Raw genomic sequence first — 18,168 nt, 5'->3', positions numbered from 1 at the left:
ATCACGCCAGCCGGCACCCTACTTACCGTAGACAAGTGCGAGGATCGCCACGATCAAACTGAGCGGCGCAATGGTTACGGAAATGCGCGTATTCCACTTATCCCAACGATACTTTTCTTCCTCTCGCAGTGCGAGGTTCACGAGACGCATGCCCTTGCTGGTCAAATAGTAAGGTTCGTTCTGATCCGCATCCCATTCCATCCGGCGGCCCAAGTCTTCCGCAGAGGTATCGGGCATTTCGATTCCATACCGCTCGGCTCTGCGCCGAAGCTGCGCAGTCTGCAGCACGGCTAACCACTGCTCAGCTTGCTCAAGAGTTTTGACCTCCTCAGGAACATAACCCCAGAGCTCCATATCAAGACTTTGCTCAGGAACAACTTTGCTGAGTTGTTCAATACGCTTTATCTGCCCCTCAATATCTTTTCGGTGCTTCCGCTCTTCCTGATACCGATCCCAAATTTTCATTTCATCACATCCGACTTCCCTACGAATCCGCAATATACCGGCGAGGATCCCCTATGTCCGCACAACAGAAGAAACACCCCTTCGATTTTAAAACCCAATACGGACTTGGTTTCAGCACGCAGGACGATGAGATCGTTGTCGACTTCTTCTGCGGTGGTGGCGGCGCCGGTACCGGGCTGGAGATGGGTCTGGGCCGCGCGGTGAATGTCGCGAAGAACCACAGCGCCAGCGCGATCAGCATGCACACCGTCAATCACCCTGGTGCAGTTCACTACACCACCGACGTTTTCGACGGAGATCCGGATACCGAGTGCGACGGCAAGGCCGTGGGCTGGTTCCACATGTCGCCGGACTGCACGCATCACAGCCAGGCCGCCGGCGGTCAGCCGCGCAAGCGCGAGATCCGGAACCTGTCGTGGATCGGTCTGAAGTGGGCCGGCAAGAAAAAGCCCCGCGTCATCAGCTTGGAAAACGTGAAGCAGATCCTGCAATGGGGGCCGCTGGTGGCCAAGCGCGACAAGACCACCGGCCGCGTGGTGAAGCTCGGCGGCGGAGTAGCTGCCCCCGGCGAGGTTGTACCGGTCCACCAGCAGTTCCTGGTGCCCAACCCGAAACGCCGCGGCCAGACCTGGGCCGTTTTCGTCGCCGAGCTGCAGCGTCTGGGTTACGCCGTTGAATGGCGAGTGATCAAAGCCTGCGACTTCGGCGCGCCGACCAGCCGGGAGCGCCTGTTCATGATCGCCCGATGTGACGGCCAGCCAATCGTCTGGCCCGAGCCGACCCACGCCAAGAATCCGGCCAAGGACCAAAAGAAGTGGCGCACCGCTGCCGAGTGCATCGATTGGACCATCCCGAGCAAAAGCATCTTTGACCGTCCGAAGCCACTGGCGCCGGCCACCCTGCGCCGGATCGCCAAGGGCATGAAGAAGTTCGTCCTCGATGCCGCTGACCCGTTCATCGTGCCGATTGCGAACTGGTCGGGCGATAGCGTGCAGTCAGCCCATGAGCCGCTGCGCACTGTGACATCCTGGCCCCGCGGCGGATCTTTCGCCATGGCAAGTCCGATCATCGCGCCAGCTACGCACCAGGGCAGCGACCGGATCAACGACCCAGCTGCCCCGCTGCCGACCGTCACCTGCGCGAATCGCGGTGAGCTAACGCTGATCAGCCCGACCCTGATCCAGACCGGATATGGCGAGCGCGCCGGACAGGAACCGCGCGTGCCAGGACTCGACCAGCCTCTGGGCACTGTTGTCGCTGGAGGGGTAAAACACGCCCTTACAGGCGCGGTGCTGGTTGGCGCTGGTGGACCCGAGTACTCCGGCAAGCCGGTCTCCGTGGATTTGCCGGCCGGGACGCTGATGACCCAGAACCACCGCGCGATCGCGGCGGCGCACCTGGTCAAGTTCCGGTTTGCGGATGAAGGCAAAGCGCTCGACGATCCGTTGCCGACCATCACCAGCGGTGGCAACTACCAGCGCCCGGCCGGCACCGCGCACGCCATGGGCATCTCGACAGTGTTCATGGCCCAGATGAACGGAGGTTTCAACACCATTGCGGCCAAGAGCATCGAGGACCCGATGACGACTGTAACCAACACCGGCAGCCAGCAGCAGCTGGTGACGGCAAACCTGGTGCACCTGCGCGGAAACTGCGATGCGCGAGACGCCGCGGACCCGCTACACACCATCAGCGCCGGCGGTACTCACCACGGCCTGATGACAGCCTTCATGGAGCGCCAGTTTGGCGCAAGTATCGGCCAAGCCGTGGACGAACCAGCCCCCACCATCACAGCAGGAGGCGGAGGCAAAAGCTCGCTGGTCGAGTTGCAGTTATCGCCAGAGATCGAAGCCGGCGCCCTGCGCGTCGCGGCCTTCCTGATCAGCTACTACGGCACCGAGAACATCAGTGGGGCCGACGCACCGGCGCCAACTATCACCACCAAGGACCGCCTCGGCCTGGTCACCGTGACCATCAAGGGCACCCCTTACGTGATCGTCGATATCTGCCTGCGGATGCTGCAGCCGTCAGAGCTGTACAAGGCCCAGGGCTTCCCGGCCGACTACATCATCAACCGCGGCGCCGACGGCAAGCCGTTCACCAAGACTCAGCAGGTGCACATGTGCGGCAACAGCGTCAGCCCTCCGCCAATGGCGGCGCTGGCCAGGGCCAACGACCCATGGCGAGTGACCGAGCAGCAGTCGCGAGCAGCTTAACCACGCTCCGCCAGCAACTTCGCCCCAAGCTCTCGGCCGGCGACCTGGGCCAGACCGCGGTCGGGGAATGTGCGATCGCCAGCGACAACCGGCACCACTACTTCCCCGCCCCGCTTCACCTCGACGTTGATACGCCAAGTCTCCCGGCCTTCCTCGTCTTTCTCGCACTCCATGTAGTTCCAGAGCTGAAATCCTTCCAGCTCGTCATAGATATCGTGCTTTGTCATGGGCCGACCCAATTTGATGAAGGCGCCATCGTAGCACCTCACTGCAATCGATCACTGATCCACTCAATGAGCCCAGTACGGAGGATCACGTCAGCCAAACGGATCATAGAGGCAATCAGGTTTATCCACTCTGTCAGTCGCTTCATGCTTGGCACCACTTAGTTGAGGTGCCACTGATTCTGATGTCACGACGAATTCGCTTGTATACCGGAAACCTGTAGCAGCCCTTGCTACAGGTCGAAACTTTCTCTCACTCCTCCCCCCTTGACATCACTTTTGGTCGTGACGCGGCCATTGAGGACTCCCTATGCCTACAGAAAACAAACTCACCACAGTGAAACGCTACTGGGTTCACTGGAATGACCAGCGATACGTGGCAGACAAGGACGGCGATCTGGTAATGGCTGCCGACTTCGACCGCGTCCTTGCCGAGCGCGATGCCCTACAGCAGCGCCTGACCGTGCAGGATCAGCGGGCGGATGAGCTGGAAGGTCGGTTGACCGAACGTAATGCGCTTCTTGCTCGTTGGTTGCCCATGGTCGACGACGACAGGGGCCTTGAGGAGCTGGAGGCTGAAACCCAGGCCGCACTCAGCCAGGGCGCGCCGGCAGCGGATGACGACTGGCGCATGAGCCCCTGCAAACAAGGTCACCGCGATGTAGGCGCCGCCGGCGGTGTGGCGCACTGCTACCAGTGTGACGAGAAGATCGAAGCGGCAACCACGCAAGAAGCCTTCGAGCTCTGGAACGCAGCACACCCGGTAGCGCAGGCATGAAGCGCTTCATCCACCGGAAGGCCGAGGCCTGGCTGATCCTGCTGTGCGCCTGGATTTTGAGCGGCCGCAACGTGCATCGCTCTCCCGTTGTATCTAGGCGAGACAACAACCAAATGTTTGAAATAGCCGGCGAGCTCGAAGACATCGCCCAGCGCATCAGCAAGAACTACCCCTAACTCAACTCTCTCAACTCGGCCGCCTGGCCGGAAGGACAAGTCATGCCTACCGAAAAGATATCGTTCGTGAATGGCGCGCCGGCGAAGTGCGGGTGCCAAATGGATTTCAGCTCCGGCGGTGGCGAGTACTCGGACGTGCTCTACGTGATGCCCTGCGCTTTGCACAGCTCCACCCCCTTCGGGCCGGTGGAAGTTAAGCGCGACGAGGATGGCTGGTGGCATCACCCGGGCATCCCAGACTTCGGCGGTGGCGAAGATCCAGCGCCCTACAAGGCCTGGGTGGCACAGCAGGGCCTTGAGCTGAAGACCTGGGGCATGGACGCCGATCTGGCGAGCCATCCGTATTTTGAGGGCGGCTGTCACTGCAATGGCTGGGATCCGCAATCACCAGGCCCCGAGTGGTTCCTGATGGGGATCTTCGATACCGAGGAAGGCCCGCATGTGCAGTGGGCTCGGCGGGTGGCGCCATGATCCTTCCCATCCTCTACATGGCCTGGCTGATCTACACGGGGCCGAAGCGATGAGCGAATACCAGCTCTACCATGGCGACTGCCTCGAGCAGTTGCGGCTTATGCCAGACAACTCCGTCGACAGCATCGTGACTGACCCGCCCTACGGCCTTTCATTCATGGGAAAAAAATGGGACCACGACGTGCCGGCGGTCGAGGTATGGGCGGAGTGCCTGCGCGTGCTCAAGCCTGGCGGCCACCTGCTCGCGTTCGCCAGCACCCGCACTCAGCACCGCATGGCGGTCCGCATTGAGGACGCTGGGTTCGAGATCCGCGACATGATCGCTTGGGTCTATGGGTCGGGCTTTCCGAAGTCGATGGACGTGAGCAAGGCGATCGACAAGGCGGCCGGTGCTGAGCGTGAGGTAGTCGGTCGAAAAACCGGGCGAGCTGCGACGCCAATCACCGACATGCGTGGCGGAAACTACGCAAGCAATCCATCCGCACGCATCGACACATCAGCGATCACCGCACCAGCCACCGACGCGGCTGCGCACTGGGAGGGCTGGGGCACAGCCCTAAAGCCAGCGCTTGAGCCTATCACCGTAGCGCGTAAACCGCTGATTGGCACAGTATCAAAGAACGTGTTGGTGTACGGCACCGGGGGCACTGAACATCGGCGGATGTCGTGTCGGGACAGAGACCGTATCCACTCACTCACGCGGAAAAAACGAGGCCTTTCCGAAACGACCAGGCGAAATGACCGTTGGGGAGAGTGGGAGGATTTCCGACCAGCGAGAAGGGCTTGATCATAGCGAACGAATGGGCCGCTGGCCCGCCAACCTGATTCACGACGGCAGCGACGAGGTGGTGATGGCGTTTCCGTCTGAGGCTGGCGCGGCGGCGCCTGTGCGCGGAACTGAGGCTAGCGCAGCCAGCGCAGGCAACGTCACCGGCAAGCGTGCGCGGGTGGCTGGGGAGTTTCACGCAGACAAAGGCAGCGCAGCCAGGTTCTTCTACTGCGCCAAGACCAGCCGCAAGGACCGCCACGAGGGCCTGACCGATCCCGGTCTGCAGTTCCAGCGGGGCACCACCCTGCGCAAAGTCGAGAACGTCGGTACCACCGGAAACAACCACCCAACGGTGAAGCCGACAGACCTGATGGCCTACCTGCTGCGCCTTGTCACACCGCCAGGCGGTACCGTGCTTGACCCGTACATGGGCAGCGGTAGCACTGGGAAGGCGGCGATGCGCGAGGGCTTCCGCTTCATCGGCATCGAGCGAGACCAAGACGAGCACGGAAACTGTCTCGGGTATATGGCGATCGCTCGTGCACGAATTGAGCATGAGCGAAACAAACCGAAGCAGTTGAATTTGGAGGAGTTCGCCACAGCCCGTATTGCAGTCGACGGATAGCCAGGACAACGGGCCGGGCGAACGATTCAAACATAGCCGCGCGCAACGCCGGCGACCATCAGACCTTTCCGAAAAACCCACTCAACTTTCAGAAGCCCGCCAGGCGGGCAAGGAATCCCCATGTCTGCAAAAAAACTCTTCGAGATCCTGGTCGGCATACTCGCCTACATGCTGATCACCCTCCTCTGGTTCTTCTACGCCGTCCCGGCCATGTGGGAGAGCGGAACCGATGCTGCCTTCATCATCGGCACCTTCGGCACGGCGCTTTGGCTTTCAGCCACTGCCTCCATAGCTGTCTACATCATCCAGCGGGCCAGGCCCTGAACTCATTCTCTGCCGCCGCAGGCAGCATGGAGCACACCATGGCATCTGAAATCCTCTCGGACGATGAACTCGCCGAGATCACTGGTTACAAGGCCAGGGCCTACCAGCGCCGCTGGCTTGATGACCGGAACTGGCAATACGTCGAAAGCCGCGGGAAACGCCCCCTGGTTGGCCGAATGTACGCACGAATGAAGCTCGGCCTGGTCACGCCAACAATCATCGACCCCAGCCCGCCGCCGGCCGCTTCAACATGGACTGCTGATTTTTCGCGAGTGAATTGATATGCGCCCCCGCAAGACCGAAAACCGACACCTCCCCCCAAGAATGTACGAACGATCCAGGACCAGGAAAAACGGAAAGGTCTGGGTGGCTTACTACTACCGAGACTCCACCGGCAAAGATATCCCCCTCGGGAAAGACCTGGACCTGGCCAGAATGAAATGGGCTGAACTTGAGGCGAAGGACAAGCCGCTCGACTTGATGACAATGAAGGGGGTGTTTGATCGGTACATGCGGGACATTGTCCCGAAAAAAGCTCCACGGACCCAGAAGGACAACAAGGCTGAAATGAAGCACCTTCGGGCAGGATTCGACACCGCCCCGATCGATGCCATTACCCCATCGCTAATCGCCCAGTATCGGGACGCCAGGGTTGCGAAGACCAGGGCGAATCGAGAGATCGCGCTTTTATCGCACGTATTCAACATGGCCAGAGAGTGGGGATTCACCGACAGGGAGAACCCCTGTCAGGGCGTTCGAAAGAACAAGGAGAAGCCGAGGGACTATTACGCCAATGACGTGGTCTGGGCGGCTGTCTACGCCGAAGCACCACCCGAATTGAAGGATGCAATGGACCTGGCCTACTTGACCGGCCAGCGCCCTGCAGATGTCCTGGCGATGCAGAAGGGAGATGTTGAGGGGGCCTATCTTCTCGTTCGCCAAGGGAAGACGGACAAGAGGTTGCGTATTTTGATGGAGGTTGAAGGTCAGAAAAACAGCCTCGGTGAACTCATCCAAAGGATAACCGGCAGGACAAGGCACCACGGGGGCCAGCACTTCATCCTCAACAAGAGCGGGAAACGAGTGTCGCAGCAAATGCTGCGCAACCGCTGGGACGATGCCCGGGAGGCGGCTCGACTTCGGGCGATCGCCGAAGCAAAACCTGACATTGCGGAGAAAATCTCTCAATTTCAGTTCAAGGATATTCGTCCAAAAGCTGCATCCGAGATCCTCGATATTGCAGATGCCAGCCTGCTGCTGGGTCACTCGGAGCAGGAAATCACAAAGCGGGTGTATCGCCGAATCGGCGCCATTGCAAAGCCATCAAAGTAATGGAACGCCCCATTAAAAGTAATGGAACGCCTGCTTTCCTCCAGCCAATAAAAAAGCCCGTAGATCGTTGATCTACGGGCTTTTCAGTTTGGAGGCCGAGGTCGGAATCGAACCGGCGTAGGCGGATTTGCAATCCGCTGCATAACCATTTTGCTACTCGGCCAAACTTTCGATGCATTGCAACCGCATCAAAGGCATACAACTCGAAGCTGGAAACTTAAACTTCTCTAGCTTCCAACCCTTTGAATTCTAAGGGGTTTTTCGCGTTCCTGAATCAGGAATGGACGCAATTCTGGACTTGTTCGCCGGGCATGTCAAGAACAGGAATAAAATAATTCAATGCCGAGGGCCTGCCTTGATCGGGGCGTGGGCAAGCCACCTCCTCGCCTCTTTTGTGTTGTCGCGGAGCATCGACAGGCTGGTCCCAATGATCATGCGGGTTCTTACCGGGCGGGTAAACGCGGCGTCAATTGCTGCATTGCATGCAGCAGTCAAATGCAAACAGGCCGGATTGTTGACCCTGGAGCGGCAGCCTATCCTCGTTTCTCCCCAGCTTGCTAGCGCGCAGCGCCCAGGAGAATGAGCATGATCACCCGCGTACACCTTCATGAAGTTGGCCTCCCTCAGGTCCTGCAGTTCGAGCAGGCACAAGCCCAGGCGCCCGGGGTCGGCGAGGTCTGGCTGGAGCAGACGGCCATCGGCGTCAATCCGCTGGACCTCAGCCAGCGCAGCGGCGCCGTACCGGTTGCCCTGCCCTGCGGGCTCGGCCTGGAAGGCGCGGGCCTGGTCAAGGCAATCGGTCCCGGGGTCACTCAGGTCCAGGTCGGCGATCGCGTGGCCTACGCCACCGGGCCCCTCGGCGCCTATGCCAGCGCTCGCCTGTACCCGGCCGAGCGCCTGGTCAAGCTGCCACCGGAGCTGGCCTCGGATGCCGCCGCAGCCTTGCTGTTCAAAGGCATCACCGCGCAATACCTGCTCAAGACCACCTACCCCGTCGGCCCCGGCAGCCGGGTGCTGATCTATGGCGCCGCCGGGGCCCTGGGCCAGTTGATGGTGCCCTGGGCCAAGCACCTGGGCGCCAGCGTCATTGGCGTGGTGTCCAAGGCGCAAAGCGTCGAGCGAGCCCGGGCCGCCGGCTGCGACGAGGTGCTGGTGTTCGATGCCGCCACCCTCGCCCGACAGGTCGTCGAGGTCACTCAAGGACACAAGGTCGATGTGGTGTACGACCCGATCGGCCGGGTGTCCTTCGAAGCCTCCCTCGACAGCCTGCGTCCCCGCGGCCTGCTGGTGTCCTTCGGCGCGGCGTCGGGCGCTCCGGAGGCGGTGCAGGTCGGCACGCTCAACGCCAAGGGCTCGCTGTTTCTCACCCGCCCGTCCCTCGCCGCCCACACCGCCAGCGCCAGCGAATACCAGATGCGCGCCGCCGATGTGCTGGACGCCTTCGCCGCGGGTATCATCCAGCCACGGATCTGGCAGCGTTACCCCTTGGCCGACGTGGCCCGGGCCCACGCCGACCTGCAAGAAGGCCGCGCGCAAGGCGCCATTGTGCTGATACCTTGAGGCCGGTCCTTTCCTTCACTTCCGGCCTTCTGGCCGCACAACGAGGCAGCCCAGGCACATGGATCCGTTCGACAGCCGCCAGGCCGATGAACTCGCCACCTTGATGGCGCTTTTCGAGCACGGCTCGTTCGCCGCCGCCGGCCGGGCCTTGCAGCGCCACCCCTCGGTTCTGTCCAAGCGCCTGGCGGCGCTGGAAAACCGCCTGGGCATTCGCCTGGTGCAACGCACTACCCGGCAATTGCGCTTCACCGATCAAGGCGTGCGGTTGGTGGAGCGCTTGCGGCATGCGGCGTGCCTGATCGGCGAAGCCGAACACGAAGCCTCCCAGGGCGCCGCGCAGGTCCGCGGGCGCCTGCGCCTGGCCTTGCCGGCCGCCATGGGCCGGCGCTGGCTCAGCCCGCTTCTCGCCGAGTTCGCCCTGGCCCATCCTGGGGTGACGCTGGAGACCGAGTATTCGGACCGTTTCGTCGACATCGTCGGCGAAGGTTTCGACGCGGCGATCCGCATCGGCGAACTGGCCGACAGCCAGCTGGTGGCGCGCAAACTCTGTGCGCACCGACGTATCCTCTGCGCGTCGCCCGACTACCTGCAACGCCATGGCGAACCGCAGGCGCCCGCCGACCTCGCCAGCCACAACTGCCTGGGCTTTACCGGCCTGCGTTCCTGGCCCGACTGGCGCCTGACCCGCCAGGGCCGGCTGGAAACCGTGCGTATCCATGGCACCTTGCAGAGCAACGACAACGAAGCGCTGCTGGCCGCGGCCCGGGCCGGCGTCGGCATTCTTGCCGGCGGCGACTGGCTGATGAACCGGGACCTGGCCAGCGGGCGTCTGGTCCGGGTGCTGCCGCAGTGGCAGCTGGACAGCGACTCGGGGATCTTCCTGCTGCGCCCGTCCGCGCGTTTCAGCAGCGCCACCACCCAGGCCTTCAAGCAGTGGATCGAGGCGCGTTTTGCCCAGGGCGCGCCGTGGGAAACGGTCAGGGACAAGCCGTAACCGCGCTCATAACGACGCGACGATGAACTCCCGCAGCCATTGGTGGGCCGGGTCGCGGTGGCAGCGTTCGGGCCAGAGCATGGCCATGTCGTAGCCCGGCACTTCCAGCGGCGGCTCGACCACCTTCAGCGCCGGGTTGTCGCGCACCAGGCGCGACGGCAGCATCGCCACCAGGTCGGTGCTCGCCAGCGCCGCAAGCACAAACAGAAAATGCGGCACCGACAGCACCACCCGGCGCGTCAGGCCGACCTCGGCCAGCGCGCTGTCGGTGACGCCATGAAAGCCGCCGCCATCGGGCGACACCACCACGTGCTCGAGCCTGGCGAACTGCGCCAGGCTCGGGCGCCGTTTCAGCCGTGGATGGCCCGCGCGGCCCACCAGCACATAACGCTCGCTGAACAGCACACGGCGGCGCAGGCCGGGTGGCGAATCGTCACGGGTATGCAGGGCCAGGTCGATGATGCCCTGCTCGGCCTGCCGCACCAGGCGCCCGGGCTCCAGCTCGATGACCGCCAGCCGGGTTCCGGGGGCCGCCGCGCGCAAGCCGGCCAGCGCCGGCAGGAGCACTGTCGACTCGCCGTAGTCGGAAGCCGACACGCTCCAGGTATTGGTCGCCGCGCCCGGGTCGAACGGGCTGGCCGGCGCCACCGCCAGCTCCAGGGCCTCCAGGGCCCGGCGCAAAGGTTCGCGCAACGCGTCGGCCCGGGCGGTGGGCCGCATGCCGCGCGGCCCCGGCAGCAGCAACGGGTCGCCGAATATCTCCCGCAGCTTGGCCAGATGCACGCTGACCGAGGGCTGCGACAGGTTCAGGCGCTGCGCCGCGCGGGTCACGTTGTGCTCGGCGAGCAGCACATCCAGGGTCAGCAGCAGGTTGATGTCCAAGCGTCTTAAATTATTCACGACAATACCTGGGATATTGGATATTCATTTCCAATATACCTGGCGAGCATCGATCCTGCGGTCTCCCGACATTGGAGACCCTGTGATGAATGTACTGCTGGTGTATGCCCACCCCGAACCCCGCTCCTTGAACGGCTCGCTCAAGGACTTCACGCTCAAGCGCCTGGAAGCCGCCGGCCATGCGGTCCAGGTCTCGGACCTGTACGCGATGAACTGGAAGGCGCCGCTGGACGCCGACGACAGCCTGGGCCGGGCGGAGGACGCCCGCTTCGATCCATCCCTGGACTCCAAGCGCGCCTTCGAAGAGGGCCTGCAGTCGGCGGACATCGCCCGCGAGCAGGAAAAGCTGCTCTGGGCCGACACCGTGCTGCTGCAATTTCCACTGTGGTGGTTTTCCATGCCGGCGATTCTCAAGGGCTGGGTGGAACGGGTCTACGCCTATGGGTTTGCCTATGGCGTGGGCGAGCATTCGGATGCGCGCTGGGGCGACCGCTACGGCGAAGGCACCCTGGCGGGCAAACGCGCGATGCTGATCGTCACCGCCGGCGGCTGGGAGTCGCACTACGGCCCGCGCGGGATCAACGGACCGATGGACGACCTGCTGTTCCCGATCCACCACGGCATCCTCTATTACCCCGGCTTCGACGTGCTGCCGCCCTTCGTCATCTACCGCACCGGGCGTATCGACGAGGCGCGCTACGCCAGGCTCTGCGACCAACTCGGGCAGCGCCTCGACCAGTTGCAGCAGACCGCGCCCATCGCCTTCCGCCCGCAGAACGCCGGCGCCTACCAGATCCCGGAACTCACCCTGCACCCGGACATCACCGCGAACCGCCAGGGCTTTGCCGCCCACCTGCTGTAGCGCCCTGCCCGGCTCACTGCCAAGCGGCGCCCAGGACCTTGCACCTGCGCCGCCAGGAATCTTGCAGATGCACGAAGCAATCCCCCGGGCACGACAACCGGTAAAACGGCGCGAGGCTCAGGCCCGCGCCTGGACGCTCGGCACCAGCATCCGCACCAGGGAGTCGGCCGTACTGCGCAAACGCGCCGGCTCCTGGTAGATGCGTTCCATCACCGCCAGCCCACGGGTGAAGGTGACCATGACCTGCGCCGCTTCCGCCGGCGCCAGGGCCAGGTCGCACCGAATCTGCTCGGCCGACAGCGCGCTGCCGATGGTCAGTTGCAGGGCGTCCAGCAGGTCGCGCAAACGTTGCTGGATGCGCGGGCCGATCGCATCGGCTTCAGTGGCCGTCTTGGTGGTCAGGCAGCCCTTGGGCGGCGTGCCGCTGGTCATGTTGCTGATCGCCACCTGGAAAAACTGCCGTAGCGCGGTCTCGGCATCCGCGGCCTCGAGGGCCTTGGCGGCGTTGCCCAAAAAGCGCGTGGCGTAGGCTTCGAATGCCAGCAGGAACAACGCTTCCTTGCCGCCGTAGGCATGGTACAGCGAGCCGCGCTGGACCTCGGCCGCCTCGGCCAGGTCGGCCATGGAGGTGGACTGCCAGCCCTTGCGCCAGAACACCTCAAGGACCGCCGACAATACTTTTTCTTCGTCAAACTGCCTGACACCCGCCATAAAAATCACTGCTCACATAGTTATTGACAACGTTGTCAAAGATACCAACACTGCTATCTTTGACAGCCATGTCAATAATAGCCGATAGGCGCTTCCCGGTAAGCATGCTTGATGTACTGGTCCACGACTTTCGCTCCGTGCCACGGAAGGAAGTCGGCTTCACCTGCGCAACCACGCCCGGTAGCAGCGGTCGTGAGCGCGAGCGGTTTTCTCTTTTTACGTCAGGAAAAAGGAGTTTTCGAAATGGTTTCGAACAGTCGTATCCGGTATGGCTACATCAATGTCATCGAGCCCTGCGAGCACAAGGGTGAGCTCACCCGCGACAAGGTCGAGCGCTTCACCGAGGGGTTCAGCAAACCGGCCCTGCTGCGCAGGCTCGCGCCCATCGGCGAGGAGTTCTCGCAACGATCGTTCTTCGATCAGGTCGGTTCGGGGAAAAACCTGCAATGGCGGGTCAAGGCCGGCGACCAGCCGGTGTCGATGCGCGACGAGAACGGCGCCTCGGACTACAACTACGTCACCGGCCGCGTCGGCACCGGGCAGGAATTCCTCGACGACATCTTCACCCACCACCTCGACGTCTATTCGCACCTGGGCACCATTTCATCGAGCTACAACGACCCCTACGAGTGGGGCAAGGATGCCTTCAACCTGGTCAAGCAGCAGGTTTTCAGCAAACCCTGGTTCAACGTCGACGCCTGGAAAGTCACCGGCCACATGTTCCTCGGCTACAGCACCCAGGAATACGGCGAGCCGGCCCGCGGCGCGGTGGGCAGCGACTGGCACATTTTCCCGACCCTGAATATCTTCGTGATGATCGCCGGCACCAAGAAGTGGAGCACCCGCCCACCGCAGCTGGGCGACCAGTTCCGCGACTACGACCTGATGTTCGAAACCAGCAGCGGCCGCGAGGCGCCGGGCGGCGACTACGAGGCCGACATCGTCTACGTCGAGCCGGGCGACGTGCTGATCAACCCACCCTTCGAATGGCACAAGGTGCTCAATGCCCGCGGCCTGAGCATCGGCGCGGCATTCCGGGTGATCGACATCGACTACCTGAGCAAACTGGAGAACCGCCGCAACCTGGACCTCTCCAAGGTCGCCCATGACAACGGCAACTTCGCCGAGACCGAGGAACTGGCGCACTTCCTCACCAGCGTCAACTACGCCTCGCGCCACATCAACCGGGCGCAGATGCTGCTCAACGACATCGAGTACGCCTACCTGCGCAAGCGCGGCAACGCCGGCTCGGTGAAGATCGGCCACCGCTAGCCCCGGGGCATCACGGCGAGGACCCGCTCATGACGCTCACCGTCAGTCCCGAACAGCGCTGGGCCGGCATTCTGTGCGGCCTCGCCGCGGCCCTGATCTGGGGCGCGTTCCCGGTGGTCACCCGGCTGGGGCTGACCCGCACGCCGCTGGATGCCTACGACATCACCTGCATCCGCTACAGCGTCTCCGGGCTGATCCTGCTGCCCTACCTGCTTCGCCATGGCCGCCGGGGCCTGAGCTGGACAACCATCGGTTTGATGGTCGTCGGCATCGGCGCGCCGTACATGCTGGTGGTGGCCCAGGGGCTGGCCCTGGCCCCGGTGGAGCTGTTCGCGGTGGTGACCCCAGGCAGCATGATCCTGCTGTCGATCCTGATCAGCGCGCAGCTGTTCGGCACCCGCCTCGGCGCCCGGGCGAATGCCGGTACCGCGCTGATCATCGGCGGGGTGCTGCTGGTGGGCTGGCACAGTTTCGCCGGGGCCCAGGCCTCGCCCTACGCCTACCTGATGTTCCTGCTCGGCGGCCTGCTATGGGCGATCTACACCCTGGTGTCGAAATGGTCCGGCAGCGACGCACTGCACGCCACGGCGATCGTCTCGGTGTGCTCGATGGTCCTGTACCTGCCGGTCTACCTGGGCAGCCGCGGGCTGCGGATCCTCCAGGCGCCGCTCTGGGATATCGGCGTCCAGGTGGTCTATCAGGGCCTGCTGGTGTCGACCGTGGCCTTGTTCTTCTACAGCCGCTCGGTCCAGCTGCTCGGCGCTTCGCTCGGCTCCACCTTCGCCGCGCTGGTGCCGGGCACGGCCATGGTGCTAGCCGCCCTGCTGCTTGGCGAGCGTGCGGACAACACCGCCATCGCCGGCTTGCTGGTGGTGACCGCCGGCATGCTCCTGACCCTGCTGCCGCAACGCCCGCGCCCGCTGCCGGGCGCCATCGGCCAGCCGACACCCCGGCCGCCAGGACCCACGCCATGAACGACCTGCATAAGCGGACAGCGGCCACTGTCCACAACGAAGGAAAATCAAGCATGAGCAGCGCCTCACTGACCCTCTACGAACTGGCCGGCGCCGACCCGGACCTGCGCTTCAGCCCACACTGCTGGAAAACCCGCATGGCCCTGGCCCACAAGGGGCTGCAAAGCCAACGCATCGCCTGGCGCTTCAGCGACAAGGCGCGCATCGCCTTTTCCCGCCAGGGCGCGGTTCCGGTGTTGGTGGATGGCGACCAGAGCATCAGCGACTCCTGGCGCATCGCCCTGCACCTGGAGCAGCGTTACCCCGAGCGCCCGTCCCTGTTCGGCGGCCGCGACGCCCTCGCGCTAGCGGCTTTCGTCAACCGCTGGGCCGACAGCATGCTGCTGCCCGCCGTGGCCCGGGTGATCCTGCTGGATGTCTACGAACAACTGGCCGCCGAGGACCGGGAATATTTCCGCAGCTCCCGCGAAGCGCACTTCGGCACCTCGCTGGAACAGCTGGTGGCCCCCCAGGCCCGACACCTGGAACAACTGCGCCAGATCCTGACCCCGCTTCGCCAGACCCTCAAAGGCCAACCCTTCCTGGCCGGCGAAGCCCCGGCCTACGCCGACTATTGTGTATTCGGCATGTTCATGTGGGCGCGCTGCACCAGCCGTGAGGAACTGCTGGCCCCCAACGACGCCCTGCATGCCTGGCGCGAACGCCTGCTGGACGCCTTTGGCGGGCTGGCGCGCGCGGCAACCCTGGCCACCCCCCTCGAGACTGGAGCACGCCATGTCCAATGATCCCGCCCTGCACGACTTCGCCGTCCGTTCCTCGGACAAGATCCGCTACGCCGATACCGACCGCCAGGGCCATGTGAACAACGCGGTGTTCGCCACCTTCCTCGAAACCGGGCGGGTGGAGATCATCTACGACCCGCACGCGCCGCTCGCCGAGCCCGACAGCGAATTTGTCATCGCGCGCCTGGAGCTCGACCTGCGCGCCGAACTGCGCTGGCCCGGCACGGTGCAGATCGGCACCCGGGTCGCCACCCTCGGCAAAAGCTCGATGACCCTGGAACAGGCGCTGTTCCAGGACGGTCGCTGCGCGGCCCTGGCCAGCACCGTGATCGTGCAGATCGATGCCCAGAGCCGGCGCTCGAAACCCTTCGGCGAAACAGCGCGGCGCCGCTTGAGCGCCCTGGCCACTGGCGCGGAGTCGCTCGCGGAAAAATAGGCGGAGGACGCCATGTCGACGCTACAGCAACTGTTCTCGGCCCTGCCGTTTTTCCAGTTGGCGGTAATCATCGTCGCCAGCCAGCTGTGCGGCGCGCTGCTGGCCCGCTGGGGGCAGTCGCGGGTGATCGGCGAAATCTGCGTGGGCATCCTGCTGGGCCCCTGCCTGCTGCTGGTCCTCGGCGCGCAGTGGCATGCCGCGGTCTTTCCGGCGGCCATCCGCCTGGGCATCGAGACCTTGGGCAATATCGGCCTGGTCCTGCTGATGTTCCAGATCGGCCTGCGCTTCGACAGCAACCACCTGGGCAGCCACAAGATCGGCTTCAGCGCCCTCGCGGTGGCCGGCGGCGGGGTGATCCTGGCCTTCGCCCTGGGGGCCATGGTCGGGCTGCTTTCCCACGACGCCCTGGCGCCCGCCCAGCCCCGGCTCGGCTATGTGCTGTTCTGCGGCATCGCGCTGTCGATCACCGCCCTGCCGGTGCTGGTGCGCATCATCAGCGACCTCGGGCTGGAGCACTCGCTGGCCGGGACGGTGGGCATCGCGGCCGCCGCCATCACCGACATCATTGGCTGGGTGCTGCTGACCCTTATCGTCGCCCTGTCCAGCAGCGACAGCTCGCTGTTCGGGGTGTTGCGCCAGCTGACGTTCATCGCCCTGTTCCTCACCCTCGCCCGCTGGGGCTTGCGCCCGTTGTTGCACACCTTGTTTACGCGGCTGCCCGCAACCCGCAGCGCGGCCCCCGCCGCCGACATGAGCATGGCGCTGATGCTGGCGACCGCCCTGCTGTGTGGCTGGATCACCACCCTGATCGGCCTGCACAGCGCCCTGGGCGGGCTGATCGCCGGCTGGCTGCTGCGCGAGCAACGCCAGCATTGGCACCGCCACATGGAAGGCTTCGTCAACATCGGGCTGGTGCCCTTCTACTTCGCCGCCACCGGGCTGAAGATGGACCTCGGCGCCCTGGCGCCGCTCGACAGCTGGCTGTGGCTGCTGGCGTTCTTCGTCGCCGCGGTGCTGGGAAAGACCGCCGGCTGCTACCTCGCCGGGCGCCTGGCCGGCCTGCCCGTGGAGGTCTCGCGCAGCGTCGCGATATTGATGAATACCCGCGGCCTGATCGAGATCATCGTGCTCTCCGTGGGCCTGGACATGGGGCTGATCTCCCAGAGCGCGTTCTTCCTGTTGCTGATGGTGGCCATCGCCACCACCCTGATGACCACCCCGCTGCTCAGGCGCCTGGCCAGGACCGGGCCCGCCCCATCCACCCTGGCCAAAGGCCGCCTGCAGACTTCCGATCGGTAAGTACCGACCGGGAAGGCCGGGAAAACCCAGGAGCTACACTCGCAGGTTGTGCCTTGCCTGCGCCCGAAAGCCAGGCCGGGTACCGGACATTCCTCGCCAACCACAGGAGGTGTGGCGGCCATGGTCTTCACCGAAATCGACTACGAAACCCAGGGACCGATCAGGATCATCCGCTTCAACCGGCCGCAGCAACGCAATTGCATCGGCCCCACCACCCACCTGGAATTGATCGAGGCCTGGAGCCGTTTTCGCGACGATCCGCACGCCCTCGTGGCCATCATCACCGGAGCCGGCGACCAGGCCTTCTGTGCCGGCGGCGACCTCAAGGCGGCACTCGACCTGGTGCCCACCACCCCGGACGAGATCGCCGCGCACAATCGCGGCGAGCGCCCCGGGATCATCGGCCCGAGCCGCTGGACGGATATCTACAAACCGGTGATCGCCGCGGTGAATGGCGTGGCCTACGCCGGTGGCCTGGAGTGGGCCTGCTTCGCCGATATGCGCATCGCCGAGGAACACGCCACCTTCGGCGTGACCTGCCGCCGCTGGAACATCGGCCTGGGCGATGGCGGCACCCAGCGCCTGCCACGCATCGTCGGCATGGGCCGGGCACTGGAGTTGATCCTCACCGGCAAGGTGATCTGCGCCAGCGAGGCGCTGGCTATCGGCCTGGTCAACGAGGTCGTCGCCAAGGGCCGCTCGCTGGAACGCGCGCTGGAACTGGCGCACCTGCTCTGTACCCTGCCCCAGCCCGCCATACGCTCGGACAAGGAAGCGGTCATCCGCGGCTACGGCCAGCCCCTGACCGAGGGCCTGCGCATCGAAGCCGAGTGTTTCAACCGCTCCATCCATCAGCCGCAAACCCTGGAAGGACTGCGCCGCTTCCGTGAACGCGACCACCCGGATCTGCGCGGCGATGTGCCGCCCCAGACGCCGGGGTTGATCACGGATTGAGGGGCATAGCGTCACCGGTGCGGCGCACGCACCGGCTGCAAACA

The 18,168-nt window shown here is 64.1% G+C and carries 21 protein-coding genes, 1 tRNA gene and 1 pseudogene; 18 read left to right on the top strand and 5 right to left on the bottom strand.

Annotation, left to right across the window (positions count from 1 at the left end):
• Nucleotides 1-18: 18 nt before the first annotated feature.
• Nucleotides 19-465 carry a hypothetical protein gene (locus tag BLV20_RS00690; protein WP_092295516.1) on the bottom strand — a complete coding sequence of 149 codons (447 nt, stop codon included), beginning with the start codon at nt 463-465 and terminating at the stop codon, nt 19-21.
• A 53-nt stretch (nt 466-518) separates the two neighbouring features.
• On the opposite strand from BLV20_RS00690, the gene BLV20_RS00685 reads away from it, so the two are divergent.
• Complete coding sequence (locus BLV20_RS00685; RefSeq protein ID WP_092295513.1) at nt 519-2,681, top strand: DNA cytosine methyltransferase; 2,163 nt, start codon at nt 519-521, stop codon at nt 2,679-2,681.
• Here the strand turns inward: BLV20_RS00685 and BLV20_RS00680 are convergent.
• Nucleotides 2,678-2,908 carry a hypothetical protein gene (locus tag BLV20_RS00680; RefSeq protein WP_081360799.1) on the bottom strand — a complete coding sequence of 77 codons (231 nt, stop codon included), beginning with the start codon at nt 2,906-2,908 and terminating at the stop codon, nt 2,678-2,680. The two genes, BLV20_RS00685 and BLV20_RS00680, sit on opposite strands and share 4 nt — an antisense overlap.
• A 307-nt stretch (nt 2,909-3,215) precedes the next feature.
• Here BLV20_RS00680 and BLV20_RS00675 point away from each other — a divergent pair, with 307 nt between their 5' ends.
• The 8 genes and pseudogenes from BLV20_RS00675 (at nt 3,216) to BLV20_RS00645 (ending at nt 7,380) form a co-directional block, all read left to right on the top strand.
• Nucleotides 3,216-3,683 carry a hypothetical protein gene (locus BLV20_RS00675; protein ID WP_092295510.1) on the top strand — a complete coding sequence of 156 codons (468 nt, stop codon included), beginning with the start codon at nt 3,216-3,218 and terminating at the stop codon, nt 3,681-3,683.
• The gene (locus BLV20_RS00670) at nt 3,680-3,859 is read left to right on the top strand and encodes a hypothetical protein (RefSeq protein WP_092295508.1); all 180 of its coding nucleotides are present in this window, start codon (nt 3,680-3,682) and stop codon (nt 3,857-3,859) included. Before BLV20_RS00675 ends, BLV20_RS00670 begins: the two co-directional genes overlap by 4 nt.
• 42 nt (nt 3,860-3,901) lie before the next feature.
• Nucleotides 3,902-4,330: a hypothetical protein gene (locus tag BLV20_RS00665; RefSeq protein ID WP_256577630.1), complete on the top strand. Its 429-nt coding sequence runs from the start codon at nt 3,902-3,904 to the stop codon at nt 4,328-4,330.
• A gap of 49 nt (nt 4,331-4,379) precedes the next feature.
• Nucleotides 4,380-4,697 (top strand): annotated as a pseudogene (locus BLV20_RS31960) (DNA methyltransferase); the annotation flags it as partial.
• 433 nt (nt 4,698-5,130) lie between these two features.
• Nucleotides 5,131-5,724, top strand: a complete 594-nt coding sequence (locus tag BLV20_RS31955; RefSeq protein WP_371914282.1) for a DNA methyltransferase — start codon at nt 5,131-5,133, stop codon at nt 5,722-5,724.
• A 120-nt stretch (nt 5,725-5,844) separates the two neighbouring features.
• Nucleotides 5,845-6,048, top strand: a complete 204-nt coding sequence (locus BLV20_RS00655) for a hypothetical protein (protein WP_092295505.1) — start codon at nt 5,845-5,847, stop codon at nt 6,046-6,048.
• A gap of 38 nt (nt 6,049-6,086) precedes the next feature.
• Nucleotides 6,087-6,329, top strand: coding sequence for a DUF4224 domain-containing protein (locus tag BLV20_RS00650; RefSeq protein WP_092295502.1), 243 nt, complete (start codon nt 6,087-6,089; stop codon nt 6,327-6,329).
• Nucleotide 6,330: 1 nt separating this feature from the next.
• On the top strand, nt 6,331-7,380 hold the full coding sequence (locus tag BLV20_RS00645) for a tyrosine-type recombinase/integrase (RefSeq protein ID WP_092295499.1): 1,050 nt from the start codon (nt 6,331-6,333) through the stop codon (nt 7,378-7,380).
• Between the two features lie 89 nt (nt 7,381-7,469).
• On the opposite strand, the gene BLV20_RS00640 is transcribed toward BLV20_RS00645, so the two are convergent.
• Nucleotides 7,470-7,543, bottom strand: a tRNA-Cys gene (locus BLV20_RS00640).
• Between the two features lie 422 nt (nt 7,544-7,965).
• Here BLV20_RS00640 and BLV20_RS00630 point away from each other — a divergent pair.
• Nucleotides 7,966-8,940: a quinone oxidoreductase family protein gene (locus BLV20_RS00630; RefSeq protein ID WP_092295493.1), complete on the top strand. Its 975-nt coding sequence runs from the start codon at nt 7,966-7,968 to the stop codon at nt 8,938-8,940.
• 58 nt (nt 8,941-8,998) lie between these two features.
• Nucleotides 8,999-9,934, top strand: a complete 936-nt coding sequence (locus BLV20_RS00625; RefSeq protein WP_092295490.1) for a LysR family transcriptional regulator — start codon at nt 8,999-9,001, stop codon at nt 9,932-9,934.
• 6 nt (nt 9,935-9,940) lie between these two features.
• On the opposite strand, the gene BLV20_RS00620 is transcribed toward BLV20_RS00625, so the two are convergent.
• Complete coding sequence (locus BLV20_RS00620) at nt 9,941-10,834, bottom strand: LysR family transcriptional regulator (protein ID WP_092295487.1); 894 nt, start codon at nt 10,832-10,834, stop codon at nt 9,941-9,943.
• A gap of 85 nt (nt 10,835-10,919) precedes the next feature.
• Here BLV20_RS00620 and BLV20_RS00615 point away from each other — a divergent pair, with 85 nt between their 5' ends.
• On the top strand, nt 10,920-11,696 hold the full coding sequence (locus BLV20_RS00615) for an NAD(P)H-dependent oxidoreductase (protein WP_092295484.1): 777 nt from the start codon (nt 10,920-10,922) through the stop codon (nt 11,694-11,696).
• 117 nt (nt 11,697-11,813) lie between these two features.
• Here the strand turns inward: BLV20_RS00615 and BLV20_RS00610 are convergent, their stop codons facing one another.
• Nucleotides 11,814-12,371, bottom strand: coding sequence for a TetR/AcrR family transcriptional regulator (locus tag BLV20_RS00610; protein WP_256577629.1), 558 nt, complete (start codon nt 12,369-12,371; stop codon nt 11,814-11,816).
• Between the two features lie 279 nt (nt 12,372-12,650).
• On the opposite strand from BLV20_RS00610, the gene BLV20_RS00605 reads away from it, so the two are divergent.
• The 6 genes from BLV20_RS00605 (at nt 12,651) to BLV20_RS00580 (ending at nt 18,124) form a co-directional block, all read left to right on the top strand.
• A complete protein-coding gene (locus tag BLV20_RS00605; protein ID WP_092295478.1) occupies nt 12,651-13,679 on the top strand; it encodes a cupin domain-containing protein in 1,029 nt (342 codons plus the stop codon).
• Between the two features lie 29 nt (nt 13,680-13,708).
• A complete protein-coding gene (locus tag BLV20_RS00600) occupies nt 13,709-14,653 on the top strand; it encodes a DMT family transporter (protein WP_092295475.1) in 945 nt (314 codons plus the stop codon).
• Nucleotides 14,650-15,438 (top strand): glutathione S-transferase family protein, encoded by a 789-nt coding sequence (locus BLV20_RS00595; RefSeq protein WP_092295472.1) that lies wholly within the window; start codon nt 14,650-14,652, stop codon nt 15,436-15,438. Before BLV20_RS00600 ends, BLV20_RS00595 begins: the two co-directional genes overlap by 4 nt.
• Nucleotides 15,428-15,871, top strand: a complete 444-nt coding sequence (locus BLV20_RS00590) for an acyl-CoA thioesterase (protein WP_092295469.1) — start codon at nt 15,428-15,430, stop codon at nt 15,869-15,871. The genes BLV20_RS00595 and BLV20_RS00590 overlap by 11 nt, the downstream gene beginning before the upstream one ends.
• A 12-nt stretch (nt 15,872-15,883) precedes the next feature.
• Nucleotides 15,884-17,170, top strand: coding sequence for a cation:proton antiporter (locus BLV20_RS00585; protein WP_092295465.1), 1,287 nt, complete (start codon nt 15,884-15,886; stop codon nt 17,168-17,170).
• 120 nt (nt 17,171-17,290) lie between these two features.
• Complete coding sequence (locus tag BLV20_RS00580; protein ID WP_092295462.1) at nt 17,291-18,124, top strand: enoyl-CoA hydratase/isomerase family protein; 834 nt, start codon at nt 17,291-17,293, stop codon at nt 18,122-18,124.
• Nucleotides 18,125-18,168 lie beyond the last annotated feature (44 nt).

This window comes from Pseudomonas sp. NFIX28 (genome assembly GCF_900107395.1).
Lineage (GTDB): Bacteria > Pseudomonadota > Gammaproteobacteria > Pseudomonadales > Pseudomonadaceae > Aquipseudomonas.
Note: the sequence above shows the minus strand (reverse complement) of the source record. Positions and strands in the feature narration are given on the sequence as shown.